24 protein-coding genes and 2 pseudogenes are annotated in these 26,398 nt (G+C 50.4%); 11 read left to right on the top strand and 15 right to left on the bottom strand.

The annotated features are described in order from the left end of the window. Positions 1 to 36: 36 nt before the first annotated feature. Genes argS through ilvD form a run of 3 tightly spaced genes read right to left on the bottom strand, consistent with a single transcriptional unit; the run spans position 37 to position 3,829 of the window. Complete coding sequence (gene argS / locus tca_RS06915; RefSeq protein WP_286708752.1) at positions 37 to 1,719, bottom strand: arginine--tRNA ligase; 1,683 nt, start codon at positions 1,717 to 1,719, stop codon at positions 37 to 39. 17 nt (positions 1,720 to 1,736) lie between these two features. Then, positions 1,737 to 2,171 (bottom strand): signal peptidase I, encoded by a 435-nt coding sequence (locus tag tca_RS06920; RefSeq protein ID WP_010877058.1) that lies wholly within the window; start codon positions 2,169 to 2,171, stop codon positions 1,737 to 1,739. Between the two features lie 8 nt (positions 2,172 to 2,179). After that, complete coding sequence (gene ilvD, locus tca_RS06925; protein ID WP_286708753.1) at positions 2,180 to 3,829, bottom strand: dihydroxy-acid dehydratase; 1,650 nt, start codon at positions 3,827 to 3,829, stop codon at positions 2,180 to 2,182. Between the two features lie 84 nt (positions 3,830 to 3,913). On the opposite strand from ilvD, the gene tca_RS06930 reads away from it, so the two are divergent. Then, the gene (locus tca_RS06930) at positions 3,914 to 5,143 is read left to right on the top strand and encodes an MgtC/SapB family protein (protein ID WP_286708754.1); all 1,230 of its coding nucleotides are present in this window, start codon (positions 3,914 to 3,916) and stop codon (positions 5,141 to 5,143) included. Positions 5,144 to 5,180: 37 nt separating this feature from the next. On the opposite strand, the gene tca_RS06935 is transcribed toward tca_RS06930, so the two are convergent. Together tca_RS06935 and hcp are read right to left on the bottom strand one after the other, a co-directional pair. After that, complete coding sequence (locus tca_RS06935) at positions 5,181 to 5,504, bottom strand: cupin domain-containing protein (RefSeq protein ID WP_394339332.1); 324 nt, start codon at positions 5,502 to 5,504, stop codon at positions 5,181 to 5,183. Further along, positions 5,504 to 6,979: a hydroxylamine reductase gene (gene hcp, locus tca_RS06940; protein ID WP_286708756.1), complete on the bottom strand. Its 1,476-nt coding sequence runs from the start codon at positions 6,977 to 6,979 to the stop codon at positions 5,504 to 5,506. Before hcp ends, tca_RS06935 begins: the two co-directional genes overlap by 1 nt. A 121-nt stretch (positions 6,980 to 7,100) precedes the next feature. Between hcp and tca_RS06945 the strand changes: the two genes are divergently transcribed. From tca_RS06945 to tca_RS06960, 4 genes are all read left to right on the top strand, one after another. Further along, a complete protein-coding gene (locus tca_RS06945; protein WP_286708757.1) occupies positions 7,101 to 7,838 on the top strand; it encodes a TrmB family transcriptional regulator in 738 nt (245 codons plus the stop codon). A gap of 192 nt (positions 7,839 to 8,030) precedes the next feature. After that, on the top strand, positions 8,031 to 9,848 hold the full coding sequence (locus tag tca_RS06950) for a threonine--tRNA ligase (protein ID WP_286708758.1): 1,818 nt from the start codon (positions 8,031 to 8,033) through the stop codon (positions 9,846 to 9,848). A gap of 83 nt (positions 9,849 to 9,931) precedes the next feature. Then, positions 9,932 to 10,702, top strand: a complete 771-nt coding sequence (locus tca_RS06955; RefSeq protein ID WP_286708759.1) for a ParA family protein — start codon at positions 9,932 to 9,934, stop codon at positions 10,700 to 10,702. Position 10,703: 1 nt separating this feature from the next. Beyond that, entirely contained in the window at positions 10,704 to 10,997 is a 294-nt protein-coding gene (locus tag tca_RS06960; protein WP_286708760.1) for a hypothetical protein, read from the top strand. Positions 10,998 to 11,023: 26 nt separating this feature from the next. Here the strand turns inward: tca_RS06960 and tca_RS06965 are convergent, their stop codons facing one another. Continuing rightward, a complete protein-coding gene (locus tca_RS06965; protein ID WP_286708761.1) occupies positions 11,024 to 12,136 on the bottom strand; it encodes a radical SAM protein in 1,113 nt (370 codons plus the stop codon). A 608-nt stretch (positions 12,137 to 12,744) separates the two neighbouring features. On the opposite strand from tca_RS06965, the gene tca_RS06970 reads away from it, so the two are divergent. The 6 genes from tca_RS06970 (at position 12,745) to tca_RS06995 (ending at position 18,347) form a co-directional block, all read left to right on the top strand. Continuing rightward, positions 12,745 to 13,137 carry a hypothetical protein gene (locus tca_RS06970; RefSeq protein WP_010877069.1) on the top strand — a complete coding sequence of 131 codons (393 nt, stop codon included), beginning with the start codon at positions 12,745 to 12,747 and terminating at the stop codon, positions 13,135 to 13,137. A gap of 132 nt (positions 13,138 to 13,269) precedes the next feature. Beyond that, complete coding sequence (gene cfbB, locus tca_RS06975) at positions 13,270 to 14,613, top strand: Ni-sirohydrochlorin a,c-diamide synthase (protein WP_286708762.1); 1,344 nt, start codon at positions 13,270 to 13,272, stop codon at positions 14,611 to 14,613. Positions 14,614 to 14,651: 38 nt separating this feature from the next. Next, positions 14,652 to 15,731, top strand: a complete 1,080-nt coding sequence (locus tca_RS06980; RefSeq protein WP_286708763.1) for an oligosaccharide repeat unit polymerase family protein — start codon at positions 14,652 to 14,654, stop codon at positions 15,729 to 15,731. Between the two features lies 1 nt (position 15,732). Next, entirely contained in the window at positions 15,733 to 16,749 is a 1,017-nt protein-coding gene (locus tca_RS06985; protein WP_115892680.1) for a hypothetical protein, read from the top strand. 185 nt (positions 16,750 to 16,934) lie between these two features. Further along, positions 16,935 to 17,348, top strand: coding sequence for a C39 family peptidase (locus tag tca_RS06990; RefSeq protein WP_286708764.1), 414 nt, complete (start codon positions 16,935 to 16,937; stop codon positions 17,346 to 17,348). Between the two features lie 168 nt (positions 17,349 to 17,516). Then, the gene (locus tca_RS06995; RefSeq protein WP_010877074.1) at positions 17,517 to 18,347 is read left to right on the top strand and encodes a F420-dependent methylenetetrahydromethanopterin dehydrogenase; all 831 of its coding nucleotides are present in this window, start codon (positions 17,517 to 17,519) and stop codon (positions 18,345 to 18,347) included. A gap of 125 nt (positions 18,348 to 18,472) precedes the next feature. On the opposite strand, the pseudogene tca_RS09240 reads toward tca_RS06995, so the two are convergent. The 9 genes and pseudogenes from tca_RS09240 to tca_RS07045 all read right to left on the bottom strand — a co-directional run bounded on the left by tca_RS09240 (position 18,473) and on the right by tca_RS07045 (position 26,314). Beyond that, positions 18,473 to 19,308: pseudogene (locus tag tca_RS09240) on the bottom strand (class II glutamine amidotransferase). Between the two features lie 301 nt (positions 19,309 to 19,609). Then, positions 19,610 to 20,185, bottom strand: coding sequence for an imidazoleglycerol-phosphate dehydratase HisB (gene hisB, locus tca_RS07010; RefSeq protein ID WP_048061060.1), 576 nt, complete (start codon positions 20,183 to 20,185; stop codon positions 19,610 to 19,612). After that, on the bottom strand, positions 20,151 to 20,390 hold the full coding sequence (locus tca_RS07015; protein WP_369798278.1) for a 4Fe-4S binding protein: 240 nt from the start codon (positions 20,388 to 20,390) through the stop codon (positions 20,151 to 20,153). Before tca_RS07015 ends, hisB begins: the two co-directional genes overlap by 35 nt. A 47-nt stretch (positions 20,391 to 20,437) precedes the next feature. Next, positions 20,438 to 21,112 (bottom strand): TOBE domain-containing protein, encoded by a 675-nt coding sequence (locus tca_RS07020; protein WP_084126280.1) that lies wholly within the window; start codon positions 21,110 to 21,112, stop codon positions 20,438 to 20,440. A 44-nt stretch (positions 21,113 to 21,156) separates the two neighbouring features. Continuing rightward, the gene (locus tca_RS07025; protein WP_048176000.1) at positions 21,157 to 22,713 is read right to left on the bottom strand and encodes an oligosaccharide flippase family protein; all 1,557 of its coding nucleotides are present in this window, start codon (positions 22,711 to 22,713) and stop codon (positions 21,157 to 21,159) included. Between the two features lie 58 nt (positions 22,714 to 22,771). Then, positions 22,772 to 23,356, bottom strand: coding sequence for a flavodoxin family protein (locus tag tca_RS07030; protein WP_048176002.1), 585 nt, complete (start codon positions 23,354 to 23,356; stop codon positions 22,772 to 22,774). Positions 23,357 to 23,372: 16 nt separating this feature from the next. Further along, the gene (locus tca_RS07035) at positions 23,373 to 24,593 is read right to left on the bottom strand and encodes a bifunctional 5,6,7,8-tetrahydromethanopterin hydro-lyase/3-hexulose-6-phosphate synthase (protein WP_010877084.1); all 1,221 of its coding nucleotides are present in this window, start codon (positions 24,591 to 24,593) and stop codon (positions 23,373 to 23,375) included. Positions 24,594 to 24,603: 10 nt separating this feature from the next. After that, on the bottom strand, positions 24,604 to 24,888 hold the full coding sequence (locus tca_RS07040) for a hypothetical protein (protein ID WP_048176004.1): 285 nt from the start codon (positions 24,886 to 24,888) through the stop codon (positions 24,604 to 24,606). Positions 24,889 to 25,025: 137 nt separating this feature from the next. Further along, positions 25,026 to 26,314 (bottom strand): annotated as a pseudogene (locus tag tca_RS07045) (TrpB-like pyridoxal phosphate-dependent enzyme). Positions 26,315 to 26,398: the final 84 nt, after the last annotated feature.

Consider the following 26,398-nt stretch of genomic DNA (forward strand, 5'->3'; position numbering starts at 1 on the left):
CTCAAAAAAAATTTTAATGAAGGATCCGAAGTGATCCTACATGGTCTCCGGGGCATGAATTCCCAGGAGATTGAGGGCGTTTCTGAGGGTTTTTCTAACAGAATCAACAAGTCTAAGGCGTGCACCCTCAAAATCAGATCCTATAACAGGCGTGGACCTGTAGAAACTGTTGAAGGTATTTGCAAGGTCCTGGGCATACTGTGCCACAGGGTGAACCCTCCTTGCAAGTGCAGATTCTTCAACCACCACAGGGAAACGTGCAAGAAGACGGACAAGTTCTCTCTCATCACCTTCGGGCTTCCATCCATCTTCAATATCCTCCTCACCAGTGAATGACGCCTTCTCAAGGAGTTTACATGCCCTTGCATGGGCGTACTGGATGGATGCACAGCCACGCTCAAAGCTGAGGGCATCATCCCACCGGAATACGATGTGCTTCTCGGGTGAGAGCCTTGCTATGTAGTACCTTATGGCACCGTTGCCGATGGACTCTGCAATATCATCTGCAACATCATCGGGAAGATCCCGCCGCTTTTTAACCTCATGAAGGGCCCTGCTGTGGGCTTCATCCATAAGCTCATCCACGGATATGAACACACCCCTCCTGGTGGACATTGAACCCTCAGGGAGTGTTATGAACTCATAGAATATGACCTCGGGTCTTTTACCTCCCAGGAGTTCCACTGCAATCCCCACCTGCTCGGCTGCAAGTTTATGGTCCGATCCAAGGACATCGATGATAACATCCCCCTCCTCTGACTTCTGGAGGTGGTAGGCTATGTCCCTGGTTGAGTAGAGGGAGGTTCCATCTGACCGTGTGAGCACCAGTTCCTTCTCAAGGCCGAATTCCTCAAGGTCGAGGTATAGGACGTCGTTCTCGCCGGTGTAACCGGTTTTCCTGAGGGATTCTATCACCCTGTCAACGGTACCATCCCTGACGAACTGGCCCTCCCATACGAAGCGGTCGTGGTGAACGTGGAGCCTTTTCATGGTCTCCTCCATCCCGCTGAGGCAGTACTCAACAACCTTCCTGAATAGCTCCTCGTTCTCCCCTGCCTCATACTTCCTTATTAGTTCATCCACCTCGTCCCTGATCCCTGGATTTTCCTTTAGCCTCTGGTTGACCTCGAAGTAGAGTTTACCTACCCTGTGGTCCATCTTATCCCCGGGGTAGTCCTCAAGGTCTCCATCAAGGTTCAGCAGGCCCCAGACTATCATGGCGATCTGTCTCCCCATGTCATTAACATAGTACTGGGTTTCGACGTCGTAGCCAGCCATCCTCAGTATCCTTGCAAGGGAATCCCCTATGATGGCGTTCCTTATATGGCCTATGTGAAGGGGACCGTTGGGGTTGGCCGAGGTGTGTTCCAGGATCACCCTCTCCTCCCTGGGGGGATGTGAACCGTAGTCATCCTGGATGGACTCCAGTAGTCTGCTGGAGAATCTGCCGTAATCGACGAAAAAGTTGATGTAGGGCCCCTTGGATTCAATGGTCTCAAATATTTCAGGGGTTTCTATCACAGACATTATATCCGCCGTTATTTCAATGGGTGCCCTTCTGAGTTCACCTGCAAGTTCGAAGGATACTGTGGATGCAAGGTCCCCGAGCTGGGGGTTTGGTGGTTCCTCCAGTTTTATTTCCGGGGGTACCTTTATTCCGAGCTTTTCAAGTGCTGCTGTTATTGAATCCCTAGCCTCTTTTTCAATGTACCTGAACATCTCTTCACCTGCCTTATTCAGAGTCCCTTAAGCCAGAGTGTTATGTATCCAACCCTGGGTATCATGAGGGGCTGTGAACCCACCGTCAGCACCCTCGCCTCAACCTGTGATGGATAGACAGGGGCCGGGTCCGGGTCCTGGTTGTTATCACCCTTTGTGATGTAATATCTGGCCCCGTTTCTGTCAGTCTCAACGCCTATGACCCGGTGTATCACGGGTTCAGGGAACCAGGTGGCGTCATAGATGATTATGTCACCCTTTCTGATGCTTTCAGGGTCCATCTCCTGGACCCCGAAGAAGCTGGTCTTCTCGATTATGACGATGTCTCCACGGTAGAAGACGGGTTCCATGCTCCCTGATACAACCACGTTCATGTGCTGGGAGGCAACCACTGCCAGCACAAGCAGAAGGAGGTACGCGGCTGCCTCAATTACTTCGCGTCTGTCATTCATATGGACACCTATCTGAGTACTGCACCTGTATCTGCGGACCCTGCCAGTTTACGGTAACGTGCAAGCCATCCCTTAACTCTGCGGCGGGGTTTAACTGCACTCTGGAGTCTCTCCTCAATTTCCCGGGGACTAAGGTCAACCTCAAGTTTTCTTGAGGGTATATCTATTCTGATGATGTCCCCATCATTCACCGCGGCAAGGGGACCGTCCTCCATGGCTTCAGGCGATACATGGCCAACGCAGGGCCCCCTTGTACCACCTGAGAACCTTCCATCGGTTATAAGGGCAACCCTTTCAAGGCCCATGCCTGCAATTGCAGATGTCGGGTTGAGCATCTCCCTCATGCCGGGTCCTCCCTTGGGCCCCTCGTAGCGTATGACGATCACATCACCCTCATCTATCCTGCCACCGAATATGGCCTCCACGCATTCATCTTCACTGTTAAAGACCTTCGCAGGACCCTCATGAACCATCATGTCCTCTGCAACGGCTCCCTGTTTCACGACCGATCCCCGGGGCGCCAGGTTACCCCTGAGTATTGCAAGACCGCCCTCACTGTGGACTGGACTGTCAAGGGGCCTTATGACGTCCCTGTCTCCTACCTTCACATTCTCAATGTTCTCCTGGACTGTTCTGCCTGTGCATGTTACACATTCCCTGTTTATATGGTCCTCCAGGGTTTTTAAGACGGCCGGTATCCCGCCTGCCCGGTCAAGATCCAGCATCATGTGTTCACCTGCCGGGGAGATTGATGCTATGTGGGGTATTACCCTGCTCAGCTCATCAAAGAGGTCCAGGTTGATGTTGAGTCCATCGATCTCAGCTGCGATGGCCGGGATGTGGAGTGTGGTATTTGTTGAGCCCCCCAGGGCGAGGTCAACCATAACCGCATTCTCAAAGGCCTCCTGACTCATTATCATGGTTGGCTTCAGATTTTCCTGCACCATTTCAACTATCCTCTTACCTGAGAGCCTTGCAATCTGCCTCTTACGTGAGCTTACGGCGTGGGCGGTTGCACAGCCAGGGAGGCTCATGCCCAGGGCCTCTGTCAGGCATGCCATGGTGTTGGCTGTGAATAGACCCGCACAGGATCCTGGCCCCGGGCAGGCGCATCTTTCGAGTTCTTCCAGTTCATCCTCTGACATCTCACCTGTGCTGACTGCTCCAACACCCTCATAAACGTTTATGAGGTCCACCTTTCTTCCCTTAAATTCTCCAGGGAGCATTGGCCCGCCGGTCACGACTATGGCCGGTATGTCAAGTCTGGCCGCTGCCATGAGCATCCCCGGGACTATCTTGTCACAGGTTGGAAGCAGCACCAGGCCGTCAAGGGCATGGGCCATGGCCATGCTCTCCACGGTGTCTGCAACTATCTCCCTTGAGGCCAGGGAGTACTTCATCCCGTCGTGGTTCATGGCTATTCCATCACATATCGCCATGGTGTTGAATTCAAATGCGACACCCCCCGCAGCATTCACACCCTCCTTAACAGCCTCTGCAAGTTCCCTCAGGTGGATGTGCCCGGGGACTATGTCAGTGTAACTGTTGGCTATACCTATGAATGGTTTCTCGAAGTCATCATCTGTCAGGCCGCAGGCCCTCAGGAGGGATCGGTGGGGTGCCCTCTGGATTCCCCTCTTTATTGTATCACTCTTCATGGAATCACCATTATTATCATCAACCCGATTTTTATTAAATATTGGGGGATAATTAATATTAAAGTTACTGCCATATATTATAACATGGACTTCCCGGTAATTAAGTTTTTGATAGCCCTTGCAATAGGTGCGCTGGTGGGTATTGAGAGGGAGCGGCGGATCAAGAGGACAGAATTTGCAGGTATAAGGACTTTCATGCTCATATCACTTGTAGGGGCACTGTCAGCCTATCTTTCAGGGAAGTTTTTCCTGGCGTTCCCTGTGGCATTCCTTGGGATCATCCTCCTCATAGTCGTAAGTTACACAGCAAGCACCAGGGAGGGCGGTGATATCGGGGTAACCGGGGAGGTGGCTGCCCTTGTCACATTTCTCCTGGGGGCCATGTGTGTTGCATATGACTACCGGCTGGCGGTGATGCTCTCAATCATAGTAACGGCCATTCTGGCCCTGAAGAGGTACATACACGTTGCAGTGAGGAGGATAAGTGAGAGGGAGATGATAGACACCATAAAGTTCCTGATAATAGCCTTCGTAATCCTCCCCCTCCTTCCTGACACCGCAACTGGCCCCTGGGGTGTCTTCAATCCCTACCAGGTCTGGCTCATGGTGGTTTTCATATCTGCAATAAGTTATGCTGGATACATAGCCATGAAAATAGCCGGACCCGAAAGGGGCCTTGGGGCTACAGGGATCATAGGGGGTCTGGTTTCAAGTACTGCAGTTGTAACTGCAATGGCAGGGAGGGTGAGGGATTCAGAGGACCTTATGGGACCAGCGGTATTCGCGGCGGTCATTTCAAGTTCCATGATGTTCTTCAGGATACTGCTGGAGGTCTCAGTTGTTAACTCCTCACTTGTGGGTTATGTGGCCCCTCCCATGCTTGCAATGGGTGTTCTGGGTGTTATGCTTGCAGCCATGTTCATAAGGTCATCATCAGGGATCGATTCAGACATCAAGATTGAAAATCCCTTTTCTGTCAAACCGGCCCTAATATTTGGGGCCCTATTCCTTGCAATACTCTTCATATCAAAGGCTGCCAGTGTCTATCTTGGCCGTGGGGGTGTACTTGTGGCCAGTGTGATCTCAGGTGTTGCTGATGTTGATGCAATAACTGTGAGCATGTCAATCCTTGCAGCAGGGGGCTCCATCTCACAATCAACTGCTGCAGCCGCCATAACACTGGCGGGGATCTCAAACACTCTTATAAAGGGGGGAATAGCCCTTGTTCTTGGAACAAAAAAATTCGGGAAAAGGGTGGGGACCCTTTTCGTTGCAATCATAACAGCCGGGTTGCTGGCTGTTCTCTTAACATAGATCAGAAGACTGGTTGTTGCTGTTTTATTGACCTGGATCAGGACCTTATCATGGTGAGGAGCATCTTGAAGGGTTTCACAGCCATCACGGCGTGGGGTTTTTCTGCAGGCATGATTATCATCTCACCTGCAACCAGGCGGTGCTTCTCTCCGCTTATGGTGACTTCGGCCTCACCATCAATGACCTGTACCATTGCATCGAAGGGGGCGGTGTGTTCACTGAGGCCCTGACCCCTGTCAAAGGCAAAGAGGGTAACTGTACCTGTCTCTTTGCGGATTATCTCCCTGCTGACCACCGAGCCGTCCTGGTAATCGATGAGGTCACTGATCTTCATCACCTTTCCTGTGAGTTCCATTCCCATCACCCCAGTATCTTCCTGATATCCTCTTCAGGGTCACCTATTGGTGTGAGGTCATAGTTATCAACCAGGAACTTCACTATGTCCTCGTTGGCCCAGCCAGGCAGGATTGGGCCGATGTACATGCCCTTGAGGTCCAGTGATAGGAGGCTCCACAGTATTGCGGCCGCCTTCTGTTCCATCCAGCTGAGGATTATGCTGAGTGGCAGCTCATTTATATCCATCTGGAAGAGGTTGCTGAGGGCCTCAACGAGTTCAACCGCCACTATGGCATCGTTGCACTGCCCGAGGTCTATGAGCCTCGGGACCCCCTCGATGTCACCCAGGTCCATGGAGTTGAACCGGTACTTTCCGCAGGCCAGTGTAAGGACAACGGTGTCCTCTGGCAGTTTTCTCACGAACTCGGTGTAGTATTTTGCCCTGGGGAGGGGGGAGTCACAGCCACCCACAAGGAAGAATCTCCTTATCTTACCATCCTCAACCAGCTCCCTGATCTTATCTGCCAGTGAGAGTATGGTTGATAACCCGAATCCTGTTGTTAGGGTCGTGGCATCTTCTTCACTGAGTGGGGGTAGTTCAAGGGCCTTATCTATGAGGGGACTGAAGTCATAGCCCTCCAGGTGTTCAACGCCGGGCAGGGCTGCAACACCACAGGTGAACATGCGATCCCTGTAATCGTCGCGGGGAAGCAGGACACAGTTAGATGTTCCAAGTATGGCCGCAGTGTAGCGTGAGAAGGTGTCCTTCTGGTCGAACCATGGGCCTCCGAGCTGGCCGGCAAGATGGGGGTACTTCCTGAGTCCAGGGTAGCCATGGGCTGGCAGGAGCTCTGAATGGGTGTAGACGTTTATGCCGGTACCCTCGGTCTGCTTCAGAAGCTCCTCGAGGGCCCTGAGGCTGTGGCCGGTTGCGATTATGGCGGGACCTTCAAGGGCCCCCACCCTAACCTCGGTGGGTTCGGGTTCTCCGTAGGTGTCAATGTGGGCCTTCTTCAGGAGATTCATGGTCCTGATGTTCATCTCACCTGCTTCAAGGGCAAGGTCTATGAATTCCCCGGCATCGAAGTTAACGTTTGTGAGGGTTGAATAGAATCCCCTCTCAAGGAAGGCGTCCACCTCCTCATCAGTGTATCCGAGTTCCCTGGCATGGTAGAGATAGGCTGAAATTCCCTTTATTGCGAATAGAAGGTTGTCCTGGAGTCTGGCAACTGTTGGTTCCTTTCCACAGACTCCCCTGATTGTGCAGGCCCTTCCACGGACGGTCTGGGAGCACTGATAACAGAACATGTCTATATCCTCGGGTCGCACGCGTTTTATTTCACCCCTGAGGGGTTCAAACTGGTCCTTGCCCACGTTGCACACAGGGCAGAGCCAGTCATCCGGGAGTTCCTCAAAGGGTGTCCCGGGTTCTATACCTGAGCGGGGGTCACCCACCTCCGGATCATATATGTAGTCACATACCTTGCAGCGGTACTTCATTTTCAATCACCATATTAAAAACTGGCAGTAAATTATATATAATTTTTGTCACTATTTCAGTATAAAATGTAACAGATAGATGGGGAGGGGACTCTAGGGATATAACGAGTGAGGTGTGTTTATGGATAGAGGTGTTAATGAATCCCTGAAGATCATGGGTCTGACAGATTATCAGGCCTCAGCCTACACTGCAATGGTCTCGCTGGTATCTGCCAGGGCAGTGGAGGTTGCTGAGGTCTCAGGCATTCCAAGATCAAGGGTCTATGAGGTCCTGAGGCAGCTCTCAGACAGGGGCTTCGTGGAGGTTGAGAGGGGTAAACCCATGAGGTACCATGTGGTGCCACCCTCAGAGGTGTTCAGGAGGGAGAAGGGTAGGATCATCAAAAAACTTGATGAGGCCATGTCCAGGCTTACCGAAATCTATGAGGACAGGGTTGCCAGGGTACCGGCACCTGTATGGCTCATCCATGGACAGGAGAAGATTGTGAAGAAGGAACTGGAGATAATATCCCGTTCAAGGAAGGAACTCAAGATGAGGATGGGCTTCATATTCAGGGATGAAATAAAGGCACTCCGCCCGGCCCTTGATAGAATAACCGGTCGTGGAGTTGAGGTGAGGATCATGGCCAGGGAGATGATTGATGTACCCGGTGAGGTTGAGGTGAGGAAAATACCCCCTGTCAGGATGCTTGTCCGGGATTCACAGGAGATGATGTGGATATTCTCACGCTTCACACCCGATGGTGCACCCATCCCTGAAACCGCCATCGGGATATGGAACCAGTACCCTGAGATCGCAGAGAACTATGCCCGGATATTCGACACGGTATGGGGGGGAGGTGCCGGGAGGTCACCTTAAGATCCTTTCAATCTCAGAGACAGGACATTTCCATTTCAATCAGCACAGAATGTACCTCATTGAAGAGGTTCAGGAGATCCCTTAAGGGTCATCATCTGAACATTACTATGGGTTTAAAGATCCACTGGAGCAATATTTAAAAACCCTCACCTTAAAAACAATAACATTAGTTATTCTTACCAAGGTGATGGCATGAGGATACTGTTAATTCACTCTGATTACTTGAAATACGAGACAAAGAATAAAACAGGGATAGCAGAGGAAATCCCTGAAGATAAGATGCAGGGAGATTTCAGGGAGTCCCTGGTGGTTTTCACAGCAGTGGAGGCCGAAGATGAGGATAACCCTGAATCAGTAATTGAAAACGCGGTTAATGAGATAATAAAGGTTTTAAATGACGTTAAGGCAGAGAAAGTCGTGATATACCCTTACGCACACCTCAGCTCCTCGCTCAGCTCCCCCAAAACAGCGGTGGAGGTCCTTGAGGGAATGGAATCAGCCCTGCGCAGCGAGGGTGTTGATGTCTCAAGGGTTCCTTTCGGGTGGTACAAGGCCTTCAAGATATCCTGCAAGGGTCACCCACTCTCAGAGCTATCAAGGAGCATAAGGCCACAGCCCCCCAAGGTGGAGGAGGAGAGCCAGGAATCCGAGTGGTTCATACTCCATAGGGGAGAGACGGTTAAACCCGGAGACTTCGAGTTCAAAAACAGGGACCTTGAGAACCTGGTGAAATATGAGCTTGGCGAACTTGAATCCTCTGGTGAAGAACCACCACACGTTAGGCTCATGAGGGAGAAGGGACTTGCAGACTATGAGCCATCAGCAGACGTTGGACACCTCCGGTGGTACCCCCGGGGAAGGCTGATAAGGGACCTTCTTGCAGACTACGTCTACATGCTTGTCACCAGTGAGGGGGCAATGCCAGTTGAGACACCCATAATGTATGACCTCGAGGATGAGGCAATCAGGGTACATGCAGAGAAGTTCGGTGAAAGACAGTACAGGATGAAGAACAGGAAGGAGCTCATGCTGAGATACGCCTGCTGTTTCGGAGCCTTCAGGATCCTTTCAGACTCCTTCCTGACCTGGAAGAACCTGCCTGCATCCATATATGAACTCTCGACCTACAGCTTCCGGCTTGAAAAGAAGGGCGAGGTGGTTGGTCTTAAGAGGCTCAGGGGCTTTACAATGCCGGATCTCCACACGGTATGTGCTGACCTTGATCAGTCCCTTGAGGAATTCGCCAGGCAGGTCGAGATGTGCATGAGGACCGGCCAGGACCTCCAGGTGAACTATGAGGTCATATTCAGGGCCACGGCTGACTTCTATGAGGAGTACAGGGAATGGGTACATGAAGTAGCGGATAAAATCGGAAAACCAGTGCTCCTGGAGATACTCCCCTCAAGGAAGCACTACTGGATTGCCAAGATGGACTTCGCAGCTATAGACTACCTTGGAAGACCGATAGAGAATCCAACAGTTCAGATTGACGTTGAAAGCGGTGAGAGGTTCGGGATAACCTATGTTAACAGTGATGAGGAGGAGGCAAACCCAATAATACTCCACTGCAGTCCAACAGGCAGCATTGAGAGGGTCATATGCAGCCTTCTTGAGAAGACGGCCATTGAAATGGATGAAAAACCACCTATGCTGCCCTTGTGGCTCTCACCCACCCAGGTACGTGTGCTTCCAATTGCAGAGCGCCACATGGAATATGCCAGTGACCTGGTATCAGAACTTATCGCAGCTGACATAAGGGCTGACCTGGATGACCGATCAGAGACCCTCGGAAAGAAGATAAGGAATGCGGCCCAGGACTGGGTCCCCTACGTTGTTGTTATAGGTGACAGTGAAATGGAGGGCAAACTCACGGTCAATGTGAGGGAAACAGGTGAAAAGCTCCAGATGGGCCTGGATGAACTCATAGAACGTATAAGGGCTGAAACAGAGGGCATGCCCTTCAGAAGACTGCCGCTACCTGTTAAACTCTCCGAGAGGATAAACTTCTAATAATTTTTTTAATCTGATAACTTATAACTTATCACATATACTTTATAAGTTATAAATTATAACTTAGATCATCAGGTGATGAGATGGGAGAGGTAATTTCAATCATAAACCAGAAGGGTGGCTGTGGAAAGACAACAACAGCCGTTAATCTGTCAGCAGCACTTTCCCTCCTTGACAGGAGGGTTCTTGTAATCGACATGGACCCCCAGGGCAATGCAACCACTGGGTTCGGGATAAACAAGTCAGAACTGGAGTCAACAATATACACGGTCCTGAGCCGAAAGGCAGCACTGTCCTCTGTGATAATGCCTGCAGAGCTCCAGGACCTCTACATAGCACCCAGCAACATATCCCTCAGCGGTGCCGAGATAGAGCTCAGCAGTGAGATAGGATACCATGCCATCCTCCAGGAGTCACTGGCGGATGTGAGGAATGACTTTGACTACATATTCATAGACGCCCCACCATCCCTGGGCATACTCACACTCAACGCCCTCGTGGCCTCTGACAGTGTCATAATACCCATACAGGCAGAGTACTATGCCCTTGAGGGCATGGCAGACCTCCTGAAGACAATGAACCTGGTGGAAGAACGACTCCAGAGTCCCTGTCCGATAAAGGGGATACTGCTGACCCTCTACGATTCAAGGACACGACTTGCAAGGGACGTACAGAGGGAGGTTGAGAAGTTTTTCGGTGAAAGGGAGAACATCTTCAGGACAAGGATACCCAGGAACGTTCGCCTTGCAGAGGCCCCCAGCCACGGTAAGCCCTGCATAACCTATGACCCCGAAAGTACAGGTACAGAGGCCTACATGAAACTTGCAGCTGAAATACTTGAAATGGAGGGATAGGATGACACAGAAGAAGGGCCTTGGAATGGGACTGGATGCACTGATCCAGTCAAGGACAAGGAAGGAACCTGAAAAAGATACAGGAAGGGATGATGATGCACGCATCCAGGAGGTCATACGGGAAGTTAAGAAGAATCCCAGGGTTACCCTTTGGTCTGCAAGATCAGCAGCTGTTTTAAGGTACCTTAAAAAGACGCAGCCAGAATTCAGCATAAGCAGGGAGGCATCTGCCCTTATAGAGCAGGCGGTGAGGGATAAGTACCCGGATATATGGGAGCTGTTTTCTGAACTTTAGGCAGCTGTGGATCGCCCATGGCTGCTTCACTCCCTTCTATCTTTACCCCATTCAGCCAGTGTGGACTGGAAGCCATCAAGGTATATGAATGGTTCTGCCCTATTCATTCTCACACCCATCTTCCTGAGCCTTTCAGGTGTGAGGTGTGTCCTGCTGCGCATTTCAATTATTCTCCTGGCAGACCTGGGACCGATCCCGGGGACCCTTATGATTTCATGGTAGGGTGCGCTCTCAAGGTCAACCGGAAAGATATCCATATCCATTGCAGCAGCATATTTCGGGTCAAGGTCCGTGTCAAGGTAGCCCCCACTGAACCTGAGTTCATCTGGACTGAAACCATAGGAACTGAGGAGGGAATCTGCCTGATAAAGCCTAAGAACCCTCATAGGATCAGCTTCATCCCTGGATTCGAGGGGAGTGCCCTCCATGGGCTGGAAGCCGCTGAAGTAAACCCTTTTAATTGAGAAACGGTCATGGATCCACCCGACTCTTTTCACTATATCCTCATCTGTTTCATCAACGGCCCCAACCATGAGCTGTGTGCTCTGACCTGAGGGTGCAAGTTCGGGGTGCCTCTTCCGTAACCTGTGTATCCACCTCATTCTCCGGAGTATATCAACACCGTAATCCTTGGTTGATGAAAGCTCATCCAGGCCATCGGGGGTGGCTGTCTCGATGTTGATGCTCACACGGCTTGCAAGCTCCATGGCCCTCTTTATGCTATCCATGGAGGATCCCGGTATGATCTTGAGGTGTATGTAACCACCATAGCCTTCCAGACGGAGGATCCTGAGGGTTTCTATGAGACGCTCCATGGTTTCATCCGGGTCGTGGCTGACACCGGAACTTAGGAAGAGACCATCAACATATCTCCTCTCATAGTAGTCAAGGAATACCCTGGCAATTTCCTCAGGGCTGAGCTCCACCGGCATCTCGCATGAGCTGTTTATACAGTACCTGCAGTCATTGCAGCACCTGTTGGTGAGGAGCACCTTGAAGAGGGGGACCCTGCAGCCCCTGTAACTGGTGTAGTAGATGCCAGGGACAGCTGTATTTCGCTGTGATGGGTCAGCACTGTAATCACACAGGTCAAACTGGGCGCTGTCACTTAGTACCTGGACCCTTTCACCGAGACTCATGGAGGTATATATGTGGAGGCTTCTATTAATTATTTTACCAGTACATGGACTGCCAGATTTTACCATTAGATTGGACTGCCAGATGACCAGAAATTAACCATTAAATGAGTTTTAATGACAGTTGGATATATGAACATTTTAACGGCTATTTCACAATTTAAACCACCGAATCAGGCACGAAATTCGAATCAGACCTCTAAATGATCCAGATGGATTTTGCAGCCTCTTTCAGTATAATCCATTGGACCATCGCAACCAGAAAGGAGCTTAAAATGACTTATTTTTCGAAAAAGACGATTTAGATTGTCAAAGAGGTTTAAAGGGGAAATAAAAATGACACATCCATTATCAGCATATTTGAAAAAGGATTAAAAGGTTTTAATTGAAAAAAAGAGTTTTATGATGCCTTATTTTTTGATTTGGAGGCAAAATATTTATATATGGCTTCGCAGTTATATTCCTACCATCCAGAGGGAACGATAAACGTATTTCTGGATTGGAGGCGGTACAATTAAGCGATTTTTTATTACATCCCTGTTCCTCCTTCCCATGGTAGCAGCAGGTGTGGCTGCTTCCCATGATGCGGAGGATGGAAGAACTTTGTAACCGTGAAGCCGGTTAAGGTTGCTGCAGCAAAGCACACCTACAAGAAAAAGAGGGTTCATACAAAGGCCTACTACAGGAAGAAGGTCTACAAGAGGAAACACGTCAGGGCCTACAGACGCATATCCCGTGATGTGGGAGCATCTTACCACAGGGTAACTTCACAGTACGTTGAATCGGTGGGTAGATGTTCATGCTCACTCCACACAGACTACGCTGAACACAGGGCTGCCTTCAGGAACCACTGCCCCTTCTGTGGCAGGGACGGTACACTGAGGTATGAGAAGGGTCCCACCTGTCCAGAGGGTATGTGGGTATGCAGTCACTGTGACGCGGATTTCTGTCTTGTACATGGAAAGTCCCACACAGCAAGGGCAAGGTACCTTATCAGGTGCTGATGCAGTCTCTAAACTCCATCATCTTCTGTCGGCCGCAGGGTATCTTACGGGGCTGATGCATTCCATCAGCTCCGGTCATTTTTCTCTGTTTGTTACAAATAATTTAAATAAATTGAGCGCTGACCATCATACATGAGAGTTGTACTTGCAGGGACAGGGAGTGCGGTTGGTAAGACCACAATAGCAACAGGGATAATGAAGGCGCTCTCAGGTAGAGGCGTGCAGCCCTTCAAGGTTGGCCCAGACTACATAGACCCATCCTATCACACCATGGCCACCGGCAACACCTCAAGGAACCTTGACTCATTCTTCATGACAGAGGCCCAGATAAGGGAGGCATTCACAAGGGCCATGAAATTATCAGGATCCCGGATGGGCATAATAGAGGGCGTAAGGGGATTATATGAGGGTATAAGCCCGATAGGGGATACAGGAAGTACTGCATCCGTTGCAAAGGCCCTCGATGCTCCGGTTGTCCTTATAATAAACTCAAGGAGCCTTGTTAAGAGCGCTGCAGCAATGGTCCTGGGATTCAGAAGCCTCGACAGGGAGGTTAAAATAGAGGGCGTCATACTGAACCAGGTCAAGAACAGGAGGCACTACCTCAAGACCAGAAGGGCGGTGGAGGAACTGACCGGCACAGCGGTTATTGGGGGCATACCCCGCAGCAGTGAACTCGAGGTTGAACAGAGACACCTCGGCCTTGTCCCTGCAGTTGAGAGGGATACCATAGCAGCCCAAATCGAGAAGTGGGGCCTTGCAATGGAGGAGTACATTGACCTGGAGGCCCTTCAGGATATAATGTCCTCCGCAGGGAAGATAAGGGGTGAAAGGGAACCTCTCTGGCAGAGGGGAAACAGAAAGAGGGTTAGGATAGGTGTTGCCATCGACGAGGCCTTTAACTTCTACTACCAGGAGAACATTGAGGCCCTTGAGGACAACGCAGCATCTGTGGTTCCCTTCAGCCCCATACACGATGAGGAGCTTCCAGATGTTGACGCCGTCTACATCGGTGGGGGATACCCCGAGATCTTTGCAGCGGAACTTGAATCCAACACCTCAATGAGGAAGTCCATCCAGAGGTTCCATGCAGATGGGAGACCTATCTTCGGGGAATGCGGGGGCCTCATGTACCTCATGAGTTCAATCGATGAACGTGAAATGTGCGGTGTTTTCCCACACCCCGCTGAAATGACAGGACGCGTCCAGGGATTGAGTTACGTGATAGCCGAGGCAGTGATGGATAACCTGATCACAGAGGCCGGTGATAAATTCAGGGGACATGAGTTCCACTACTCAAGGGTCCTGGGGGCTTCAGGCGGAAAATTCGCCTTCAGGGTCCTCCGGGGGAGAGGGATAGTGGATTCCCTTGATGGTATCACATCAGGCTCATCCCTTGCAAGCTACATCCACATACATGCTGCATCCTGCCCACAGTTTGCTGCAAATTTCACACGGAATGCCTGGGAGTTTTAGCATGGAGGGATTTCTGCTGCCAGGGAGGAGGACCATAAATGAGGTTTGATGTGTTTTCACCATACTCAGTGGTGGCTGTCATTATAATCTACCTTTCCCTGGCACTGACCGGAACCGGACTCGGCCTGAGGGGACTTGAACCACCTTCAGCCCTTTCCATCATCTACATTGCCACCGGAACGGTCGCCCTCATTGCAGGTTTTTACCTATCATCAGGGTTCAGGATAGGGAAGATAAGGACCCATGAAGGTTCTGAACCATTCCTCGTGGCGTTAGTGATTGCCGGAATTCTCATCCAGGCCATTAACCTGTATCTTCTGGGGGGAATCCCACTCCTAAGCGGATACCTCAAGGCAAGGGCTGTCACAAAGTTATGGTTCATCTCATACCTGTTATTCCTCCCATCCATCAACATACTCCTGGCAGCGTATCCACGGAGGAAATACTACATCCCCCTCATCATGGGGGCCATTCTCTTCGCCCTCACAGGTTACAGGACAACTGTGGTGGTCATACTCCTCAGCGGCACCATAACCCTCTACTATTCAGCCAGGCCCTCCTGGAGGGAACTGGGAGTTTTAATCTCTGCGCTTGCAGTTGCAGCTCTTCTTGTTGGCTACGTTGCAGTTAAATCCATTGAGTGGCAGACCTGGACCCTTAACCCTGTCGAACTTCTCCTCTACAGGGCAGGCTACACCCTCACAGTCTTTGACAGGATAATATCCCTCCAGGGTGCAACAGGCGGCAAACTTCTCTATTACACCCTGACAGGGTACATCCACTCCACCGACCCCAGGGCAATCGTTGGGGAGGCTGTACTGGGTTACAGGCACTCCACAACCTCCACGATTTTTGGACCATCCCTCCTCGATTTTGGATTACATGCAATGCTTTTCCAGATGTTTATACTGGGCCTGCTTCTGGGGCTCATGCACCGAATTCAGGGAGTTCTCGAAGGCTTTTTCACTGGCATATACTCCATCATACTGGCCCAGACAATTGTATGGGTTGAAACAGGACCCACGGACCTTGTGGTCTGGGTATTCTACCTTATAGGATCTATATCAGCAATATACGTTCTCTGGAGGTGTTACTCTGAGGCTGGCAGTTGCAGCTGAAATGGCCCCTGCGAAGACATTCCACCCCCTCATGGAAGACACTGAACATGATTATCACTGCCTCTGTCATGGTGATGGTGTTAGGGAGATCCTTGATGGCCTCTGTTCAAGATTCTATTCCATGGGTGCAGGTAGGAGCCGCTCAGGGAGGGCGGTTGAGGTTGGAGCACTTGTCATTAGGGATATCATGAGGACCTGGAGGCACCTCGGGGTGATAGAACCGGACCTGGTCCTCACATGTGGAAATGCCGGCGATGTCAGGAAGGCCATAGCGGCTTCACGTCTCAGGGGTATCGGTGTCCTCCACGTTGAGCAGGATATCTACAACCCCATCGAGATGATAGCCTTCGCAGACATTGTAACGGCACCCTCAGGACGCTACAGGGATTACCTTGAGGACCAGTACCTCCTTGAGAATGTTGAGGTCATCGGAGGATACCCCCACGCCCTCTATGTGAGCCGCCTCCAGATCGTAGACCCGGGGATAAGGGACTACACCCTCCTTGTACTTGGCGGGGACCTGAGGAGGAGGGACATACCGGAGGTGATCTCAGGGGTTGAAGCACTTGACAGGAGAGTCCTGGTTGTCCCGTTCCGTTTCAGCCCGGATTATGTCAGGAGCTTTGTAAAATCTGGCAACGTGGAGGTACTTGAGGGCTTCGTTGACCTTCCCTCCCTCATGAGCGCCGCTGACCTCATGGTATACGGTGCCGGAATGGGCATCACAATCGAGGCGGCGGTACTGGGTGTCCCCTCCATCAAGATTAAGGGCTTCCACGGGAGGCATGCCAGTGTTGACCTCGCCGGTGAGGTGGGGATACCGGTTGCTGATGCTGGTGATCTGAGGGATGTGGTGGATGATGTCAGACCACCAGCAGCATCAGACATTGTTAGAAACGCTGAAGCTGCTTTAAGCAAGCTTTCAGAGCTTGTAGAAGATTTTAATGAATTTGCCGGTCCCAGAGGTGGTTTTAAGTCCATGAAACGAATCTGGGATGCCCGCAGACATTTCAGGTAGGCTGTTCTGGCTTTCTGCGCACCTGTTTTTTCCGGTAGCTCTACCTGTATTCTCTTCTCATATTCTCAGCTGATTGTTTCTCTGGAGATCCCTGAGGTTCTTTCATATTCCACAGATCACCAACATTTATTAATAACATTTAATAATTAATTATTAACATTAGTATTAAAATGGAGGTTTTTATTATGAGAACATCTCTGGGTGATGAGGTTATAGTCATGCAGAGCAGGAGCTACAGCTGTGGACCGGCAGCGCTTGCAACGGTCCTCAGAAACCTTGGAGTGAACTGTACCGAGGCAGAACTTGCAGAACTTGCAGGTACAGACGAATCAGGTACCACAATGTATGGACTGATCCTTGCAGCAAGTTCAAAGGGCCTGAGAGCAAGGGGAGTTAAAATGGAACTCAATGATCTTAGAAAAAACCACATAGTCTTTGTTAAGTATGGAGACACATGTCACTACACAGTCATCATGTCCATGGATGAGAGAAATGTCACACTTGCGGACCCTGCACTTGGGAGGATCACAGTTAAGAGGGAGATATTTTCAAGGATCTTCACGGGCAATGTCCTTGTTGTTGAAAGACCCTGTGATTAATAAATTTAATATTAAATTAAATGATTAAAATATTATTTATAATTTGAATTTTAACCATCCGCATCCCAGCAACCGTGAAAAATATACTACTGATATAAAAGCTTAATCATAATCTTTAAATCATAAAATACTTAATAAGGTGCAAAATAATAAGATTCTGGTGATCTAATGGTTGTAAAAATTGGGATAATAAGATGCGGTAACATCGGGACCTCACCGGTACTTGACCTGTTACTAGATGAGAGGGCCGACAGGCCAAACATAGATGTCTGTGTGGTTGGTTCTGGTGCAAAGATGAACCCTGATGAAATTGAGAGGGCAGTACCCACCATGCTTGAAATGGACAGGGACTTTGTTATATTTATAAGTCCAAACCCAGGTGCACCGGGCCCTGCAAAGGCAAGGGAACTCCTATCAGAGGCTGACGTCCCTGCCATGATAATTGGTGACGCTCCAGGTCTGAGGGTAAAGGATGAAATAGAGGAACAGGGACTCGGTTACATCATAGTTAAGGCGGACCCAATGATAGGTGCCAGGAGGGAGTTCCTGGACCCAACAGAGATGGCATCCTTCAACTCCGACGTTATAAAGGTTCTGGCATTCACAGGTGCATACAGGGTCGTTCAGAACACAATTGATGCCATGATCGCCGATGTTGAGGCTGGAAAGGCTCCTGAACTTCCACAGGTTGTTATAGATACCGACGTGGCTGTTGAGGCAGCAGGATATGAGAACCCATATGCAAAGGCCAAGGCCATGGCAGCATATGAGATAGCCACCAAGGTTGCAGATATAGACGTTAAGGGCTGCTTCATGGTGCAGGATCCAGACAAGTACATACCAATAGTTGCATCAGCACATGAAATGCTGGCTGCAGCAGCCAAACTTGCAGTAGAAGCAAGGGAGATTGAAAAGGCCAACGACACCGTCCTCAGAACACCACACGGTAAAGAGGGCGAAACATTAAGCAAAACTGATCTTCTGGCCAAACCAGAATAGATCAGTTCTGATTTTACTTTTTTCTCCCTTTAATATAATTTTACAGGTCTCAGCTGAAAAGACATCCACACAAGTTTTGAAGTTCCACAGCAAAATGAAGTGGGGATGGAGAGGTTCAGATTAACCTATTCTCCGGAGCTGTATACCAGTTTACCATCCCTGTAGACCCTCAGTTCACCCTCCTGGAATTCTTCCCATTTTTCATTGGTCAGAGGATTGCTTGCGATGATGTAGCCCTCCTGGTCGGGTCTTTTCTCATGGGCAAGGTTTATCTCGTAGTCATCGTCCAGGAGTTTCACTTTATCATAGGGTGCCCTTCGGTGCAGCTGGCAGAGACCATTGTATCCGGCATGGTCATGGTAACAGAAGAGATGCCTGCCATCGGATAGAAGGCAGTTGAATGTTCCGCGCTGGTTTATATCCCGCAGGAGGTCCCATAGCCACCTGTATTCTGATTCATCCTTGAATGTAACCCCCTTTTCGCTGATCTGGTTCATGATATGGCAAAAGGCTATCTCAGAGTCAGTTTCACCTACTGGCCGGTATCTTCCGTCTTCCAGGTTAAATTCTGCATTTAGGGTGCCATTGTGGGCGAATACATATTCTCTACCGTCCCACTCCCTCTGGAAGGATGGGTATCCTTGTGGGAGATCTCTCCACTGCTTTTAGTCCGGACATGGGACATTATGATGCTGGATCTGATAAGGTTATAGCCCTCCATGATCTCCGCCATAATGCTTTTTCTGGATTTTACTGGCTCCTTATACACCTGGACGGATTTGTCCGGATAGAAGGCAAGCCCCCATCCGTGGGGGTTGCGCTCTGATCTCATCCTGAAACCCCTCAAGGAGAAGGATGGCTGCACCTCCTGGTTGAAACACATTCCTAAAAGTTCACACAAAACGTTCACCCCCATTCCAGTTGATAACCGCGATTTGCAGTCCTTCAATGATATGATCATGGCCGGTGAGCCTGATCCTGATACAATATATGTTAAAAAAGGTTAATAAATGTTTACAAATTAAGATTTGATATTATCAGTGAATGGATATACTTGAAGCGTGTCTGATGTTTTCTGGGTCCCCATGGTGGTCTCTGGATGAACATGGCTGAGGCACAATCCACCATGGAGGTGACTCATGTTAATCAATGAAAAAAAGGGGCTTACGGTTGCGTGGAGAGGTGCTTTACTGTTTCAGTGGAGCCGGAATGCCGGCTAAATTATCTGGAACTGGAGTTTTCATCCCATATCCTGTTCCATATTACAATTTGCCCTTCGTGCTTGGAATTTCCCCGTGTTCAACCCGGACAGCGTCCCGGATTGCAAGGGCAAGGGCCTTAAATAGAGCCTCGGCCTTGTGATGGTCGTTCCTTCCCCTCACGGAGGCGTGGATGTTCATGGCTGCAGATACCGCAAGGGACTCAATGAAGTGTCCTATGTTCTGTGATTTCACATCACCTATCACAGCATCATCGAATTCCAGTTCAAGGACCGTATAGGGCCTTCCACTGAGGTCCAGGGCAACGGTTGCAAGGGCATCATCCATTGGGACCATGGCATGGGCCATCCTCCTTATACCGCTCTTATCACCCAGGGCCTCCCTCAGGGCCTCCCCCAGTGTGAGGGCAACATCCTCAACGGTATGATGGTCGTCAACCTCCAGGTCACCCCTCGCCTCAACCTCCAGGTCAAGGAGTCCATGGCGTGCAACTGATTCAAGCATGTGGTCAAGGAATCCGAGACCGGTGTTCACGCTTGATTTTCCACTCCCGTCGATTTCAAGATCCACCTTCACATGGGTTTCAAGGGTTTCCCTCGTCTTCATACTTCTTCTCATAGTTATCATCCCTGATAATTCTTATGGCGCCCTCAGGACACTTACTTGCGCAGATCATGCACTGGTGGCAGAATTCAAGATTTGATGGGGTTGCAGGCTTCCCTCTCTGGATGGTCCATATCTTACCACCCTTGGGGCATGCCTCCCGGCACTCGCCACATGCTGTGCACTTATCTGGATCAACAATTATCTTCAAGTGAACCACTCCCATCTTCATGAAAGGTTAATGCGTTTTGAGATTATGTGAACACCTCATATCTTCAGGACGGTAACAGCAACTGCCTTAAAACCGGCGTAGATCATTGTGCCCAGTTTAAGCTGGAGGTTCCTCTGTGAAGCCGGTGTTATATGGGTTTCAATTTCAAGTCCATCACCGGCGTCCACTCTGACCCTTACGATGTCCCCCTTCATCTCAAGACCTGTCACCCTCCCCCTGATGATGTTCCTCATGCTTGTGACCTGCCTTTCCCTCATCAGGACAACATCGTCGGGTTCAACAAGGAGGATGACCCTGTCCCCGGCGGATACATCCTCTGCACGGGCGGCATCAATGGTGAAACCCCCTACCACAACCCTGAGACCATCCGCTGAAACCTCCTTAACGACACCCTCAAGTTCATTCACAGTTCTCTGTCTTTCGAGGGCCCTCTTTAGTTTAAGGTACTCCTTGATGATCATCAGGCCTGTATCTGTGAGCCTGCTGCCTCCACCACCTCCCCTTCCACCACGCCGGGTCTCCACTATGTTCTCGCCAAGGATATCCTCGACGTTCCGTATGTATGCAAGGGCGCTTCTGTAGGGAATTCCAGCATCCCTTGCTGCAACTGTTATGGAGCCCATCCTGTGGATGAGGTTGAGGAGCTTGAACATTCTCTCATCAACCGGAACTTCAAGATCGTTGATAGGGATTCTACAGGCAAATCTCATTGTAGAACCTATGGCGCCGGTTCTTTATATCTTTATGCCATCAACTATCTCGCCCACCGGTCCATCAGATCAGCCATTCTTGCAACTGCACCACTGAGGGGCCCCATCCTTGCACCTAACCTTCGAATGAGCCTCACATCCCTCTTCTCAACACCACCGACAAGGAGAATGCTCAGACCATAAACCAGGGGAGCGAAGATGATGGCTGCAAGGAGGCCTGGGATGTTCTGGGGGAGCAGAATCATGAAACCACCCATAACCCCGGATGCAGTGGCTATCCTGATGAACGCCATCCCTGGAAGCTTCACACCTGTTATCTGTGTGGTCTTCCACAGGATTATGATCATTATAATTAGGGCTGCAAGGGTTGTTGCAAGGGCCCCTCCCTCGATCCCGAGCATGGGTACAAGGGCAACGTTGAGTACAAGGTTTATGATGGTCCCACCCACCAGGACATACATGGGGAGGCGGGGGTACCCTATCCCCTGGGCTATGCTTGATGATATCATGAAGAGGGTGTAGAAGCTCATACCCACCACGAGTATGCTGAGGGCCCCAGCCCCAAAGATGAAGTCCCTCCCAAAGAGGAGTTCAAGGAGGGGCCCTGAGAACACGGCTATACCCACACACATTGGCAGCACAAGGAGGGTCACGACCCGGTATGACTGGACAATGTAGGTCTCAAGGAGATTCTGATCCTTCAGGGCGAATGCTTCAGAGGCTGCTGGAAGTACAGCCGTGGCTACAGACATTGATATCACAAGAGGGAGCCTTGCAACAGGATCGGCGGCGGTGTAGTACCCCACCGAGGTTGTTGCCATGAAGTATCCTATTACGAATACGCTTATGTCGTATATGGCCATCTCAGAGAGGGCGGTTATTATGACCGGGATCGAGAAGGATATCAGGGTCTTGACAAGTCCAAGTTCCTCCCTGAGGCCCAGTCTCTTTTCGGGTGGGGCGGGCGGAAAGTAACTGTTTATCAGTCTGCGAAAGATGATTATGGCTGAGATGGCTGATGCAAGGAACCCCATGGAGGTGCCAATGACCGCCCCGGCTGCATAGAAACCTGCCATGACGAATACAACAGCCATTGTTATCATGAAAACCTGCTCAACAGCCCTTGTAATCACGACGTATTCCATGCGGTATATGCCCTGAAATGCTCCACGGAATGCCCCAACAATGACACTGAATGGTGTTATGAGGGCAACCGCCTGGAGGGGGTACTGGGCCGCTGGTTTGTGGAAGAAATCATTTGCAAGCCAGGGGGCAGTGAAAAACATGACCAGGGAAAAGGCTATACCCAGGAATATCATCACCTTTAGGGATGTCACAACGACCTGGCGCGCCATCTCCTCCTCATTCAGAGCCCTATGCTGGGCCACGTACTTTGCAATGGCTGGAGGAAGGCCCCCCGCTGCCAGTATCTGGAATATTCCCTGGAAGGGGAGTGTGAGTCCAAGCAAACCGTAGCCCTCGGGTCCAAGCAGACGCGTCATGAGCACCCTGTAGATGTAGCCCCCGACCCTGAACAGGAGGTTGCCTATCATTATAAGGAAACTGCCCTTTAGAAGTTTGGATGTGCCTGAAGATGCCATTGAATCACCAGAAATAAAGAGTTGACGGATTTAAATAAATTCCGAATAAAAAAGAATTTCAGGGTCCTTCAGAGTCCAGGAACCTTTTAAACATGCCCAGGGTCTTTTTGAGGGTTTTGAATCCATATGAGTCCTCTTTAACACCCTCAAGGGTGTCCCTTGACCAGAAACAGGCCCCCAGATTTGCACCGAAGGAACCTCCACTTACGGGTATGACGCCGTTGAGTATGTAGAAGGTGTGGATCTGCATGAGGGCTGGCTCCTGCCCCCCGCATCTATCACCACCAACAGCTATACCCATACCAACCTTCCCGCGGAGGGAGTCATAGTCTTCAGCACCCAGTGCCCGGCAACGATCCATGATGGCCTTTATCTGGGCGCTGACACCTCCATTGTACACGGGGGTTGCAATTATGATCCCGGCGGCCCTCCGGAGTAGTTCATATAGGGGGAACATGTCATCCTTCAGCACACATTCCTTATTCCTCAGGCAGTAATCACAGTGTCTGCAGGGGGAGATGTTCTTACCCCTCACCGTGAAGAACTCTGTCTCAAGGCCATCATCCTCAAGCATTGAGAGGGCCCTTTCAAGGACATGTTCTGTTGCCTGCTTCCTGGGGCTTCCACATATACCGAGTATCATGCAACCCCCTCCAGTTCTAGATTGCTTCGTCCTCGTCGAGGGGCAGTCTCATGGTGTCGGGGTCCTGGGGCATGTGCTCAAGGAAGTCCTCTGCAGCCCTCCTGACGTCCCTTGATCCTATTATGTACCTGCCAACGACTATTATGTCTGCGCCGCTGTCAAGGGCCTCCTGCATCTTTGAGGGTGTTATTCCCCCTGCCACTGCCACAAGGCCCCTGGGTCCAAGGATCTCCTTTATCTCCCTGATGTTACCCCATTCACTCATTTCACCAAGTTCCTCTCCACGTTCAGCTCTGAGGGTTTCAAGGTCAACGTTTCTGTGGAGGAGAACAATGTCGGGTTTGTATTTGAGTCCCCTGAGTTTATCGACGAAGTTTTCAACGTTCATCATGTCAAGTATGGAGTAGATTCCCTGTTTCTGGGCCTCGTGGATGGCCTTTTCAATGGACTCAACTGTCCCGAGGCCTGATATTGCAACGGCGTCCGCAGTTTCATCTGCAGCCATTTTGACCTCTATCCTTCCAACATCCAGGGTTTTGAGGTCCGCTATTATGAAGGCATCCCTTCTAAGCTCCCTTATCCTCCTGACAACACCCACACCGAATTTCTTGACAAGGGGTGTTCCAGCTTCAAGCAGTATACGCTCCCTGTCAGGAAGGGTGTTGATGATCCTCTCCATCTCCTCCATGCTATCGAGGTCAAGGGCAACCTGCAGGTATGGGGGGTTCCAGAGCCTCACGGCCCTGAAGCCCATTATGGGATGGCTTCCGCGGTCCTTTTCACTGAGGACCTTTCTGACTGATGGGTAGCCCTCCATGGCCCTTCTGAGGGCAAGCTTGGTTGCTCCGTAGTTGTACTGGTATATCTTCCTGTAGTCCTCTGCCTCAGGGTGTATGAATACGCTGACTATAACAACCAGGTCTTCAGCCTTTTCCTCGGGGATTATGCCCTCCTCAACGGAATCAGCAACTGCACGTGCCACTGCTGTCTGGGCAGGACCAAATACCTTATCGGCATCCTCAAGGCAGCTCACCGTGACCTTTGGCACGATGAGTGTGGCGGGCTTGGTCATGAGGTTGGGTCTTACGACTGATAGAAGTGGGGTGTGACCCAGTGAAAGGTTTGTGAGACCATTTGCGAAGGCGGCCCCTGCGTTTCCCTCCTTATCCCCTATGATGAGATCTATATGCGCGACTTCGTTGCCGCTTCCTATGAGTGCTTCACCTATTCTGTACATTAAAATCCTCCTATGTGGTCTGGTTTCCTGCTGGTTCTTCAGGTTCAGATGTTTCTGTGCTGTTTTCAGCACTGCTTGTGTTTGTTTTTATCTTCTTGGTGGTGGTTTTTGTGTTGTCGGTGCTGACCGGTGCCGGGGATTCATTTGCAAAACTCATATCTGTTGTTGCATTATCTGACCAATCCAGCTGGGTTACATTCTGGTCCTGGGCCCCCAGGTACAGGGCAACATTGAAACCAACCATCAGTGCTATGATGAGAACCATGGCACCGATAACTATGTTCCTGTAGTCCATCAGATCACCTTGATGAGATTGATATAAATTAATTTTAGTGTAGGTGATGATGGTATTTATATCTATTGAAGCGGCCATCACCGTTTCTGGATGGCTCCGGGAGAAAAAAATCAGTAGGGGTGAGGTGGTGGAGGGGTTTAGATTTTACCCTCCAGGTAGTCACCGTATCCCTTAAGGTCGAGGAGGCCATGGCCTGAGAAACTGATAACTATGGTCTTCTCTTCACCGGTTTCCCGGCACTTGCGTGCTTCATCGATTGCCACACTTATGGCATGGCATGTTTCCGGGGCCGGCACAACACCCTCTGCCTTTGCAAACTTGACGCCGCTCTCGAATATGGTGTGCTGGGGAACGGCCCTGGCATTGATCACACCCTCCCTCACGAGGAGTGCGACCTGGGGTGACATTCCATGGTACCTGAGGCCACCGGCATGGACGGATGGGGGTACAAAGTCGTGGCCGAGGGTGTACATCTTGAGGAGCGGGGTCATGCCTGCAGTGTCACCGAAGTCGTAGCGGTACTCTCCGGCTGTGAGTGTTGGGCATGACTTTGGCTCTGCAGCAATGAATTCACAGTCCAGCTTACCATCAAGCTTGTCCTTCACGAAGGGGAAGATGGCCCCCCCGAAGTTGCTGCCCCCTCCAACGCACCCTATCATGATGTCTGGTGTTTCACCTGCGATTTCAAGCTGTTTCTTTGTCTCAAGACCTATTACGGTCTGGTGAAGGAGCACATGGTTAAGTACACTTCCAAGGGAGTAGTAGACGTTTTCTTCCTGGAGAGCCTCCTCCATGGCCTCAGATATGGCTATACCCAGGGATCCGGGATGTTCGGGGTCCTCCTTGAGCATCCTGCGACCAAATTCTGTGTGATTGCTTGGGGATGGTACAACCTCACCACCGTATAGCTGCATTATGGTTTTTCTGAAGGGTTTCTGGTTGAAGGATACTCTGACCATGTAGACCTTGCACTGGAGGTCCATCAGTGAGCAGGCAAGGGAGAGGGCTGTTCCCCACTGCCCTGCACCGGTCTCTGTTGTTAATCTCTCTGCACCATCCTTCCGGGCATAGTATGCCTGGGCTATGGCGGTGTTCAGTTTATGGCTCCCTGTGGGGGAATAGTCTTCCCTCTTGTAGTATATCCTTGCCGGAGTGTCCAGCATCTCCTCAAGGCCCTTTGCCCTGAATAGTGGTGTGGGCCTTCCAATCATCTTATAGACGTCCATGACCTCCCTGGGAATCTTTATCCATCTCTCCATGGACATCTCCTGCTCAAGCACTCCCCTTGAGAATACCCTTGGCAGGTTTTCAATGTTCTTCCCACCCTCAGGGTTTTTTGGTTCTGGTAGTGGTGAGGGAAGTCCGGGTTAATGTTGTACCACTTCTTTGGTATTTCATTTTCATCAAGAACGATCTTATTCATCATATCACCTCATGGCTGGAACTGGTCCCTACTGATGAAATCATCATTTCCATGCAGTAAGATATCTTTAAAGAACTATTTAAAACT

The organism is Methanothermobacter sp. EMTCatA1 (genome assembly GCF_002356395.1).
In the GTDB taxonomy this organism is placed as follows: domain Archaea; phylum Methanobacteriota; class Methanobacteria; order Methanobacteriales; family Methanothermobacteraceae; genus Methanothermobacter; species Methanothermobacter thermautotrophicus.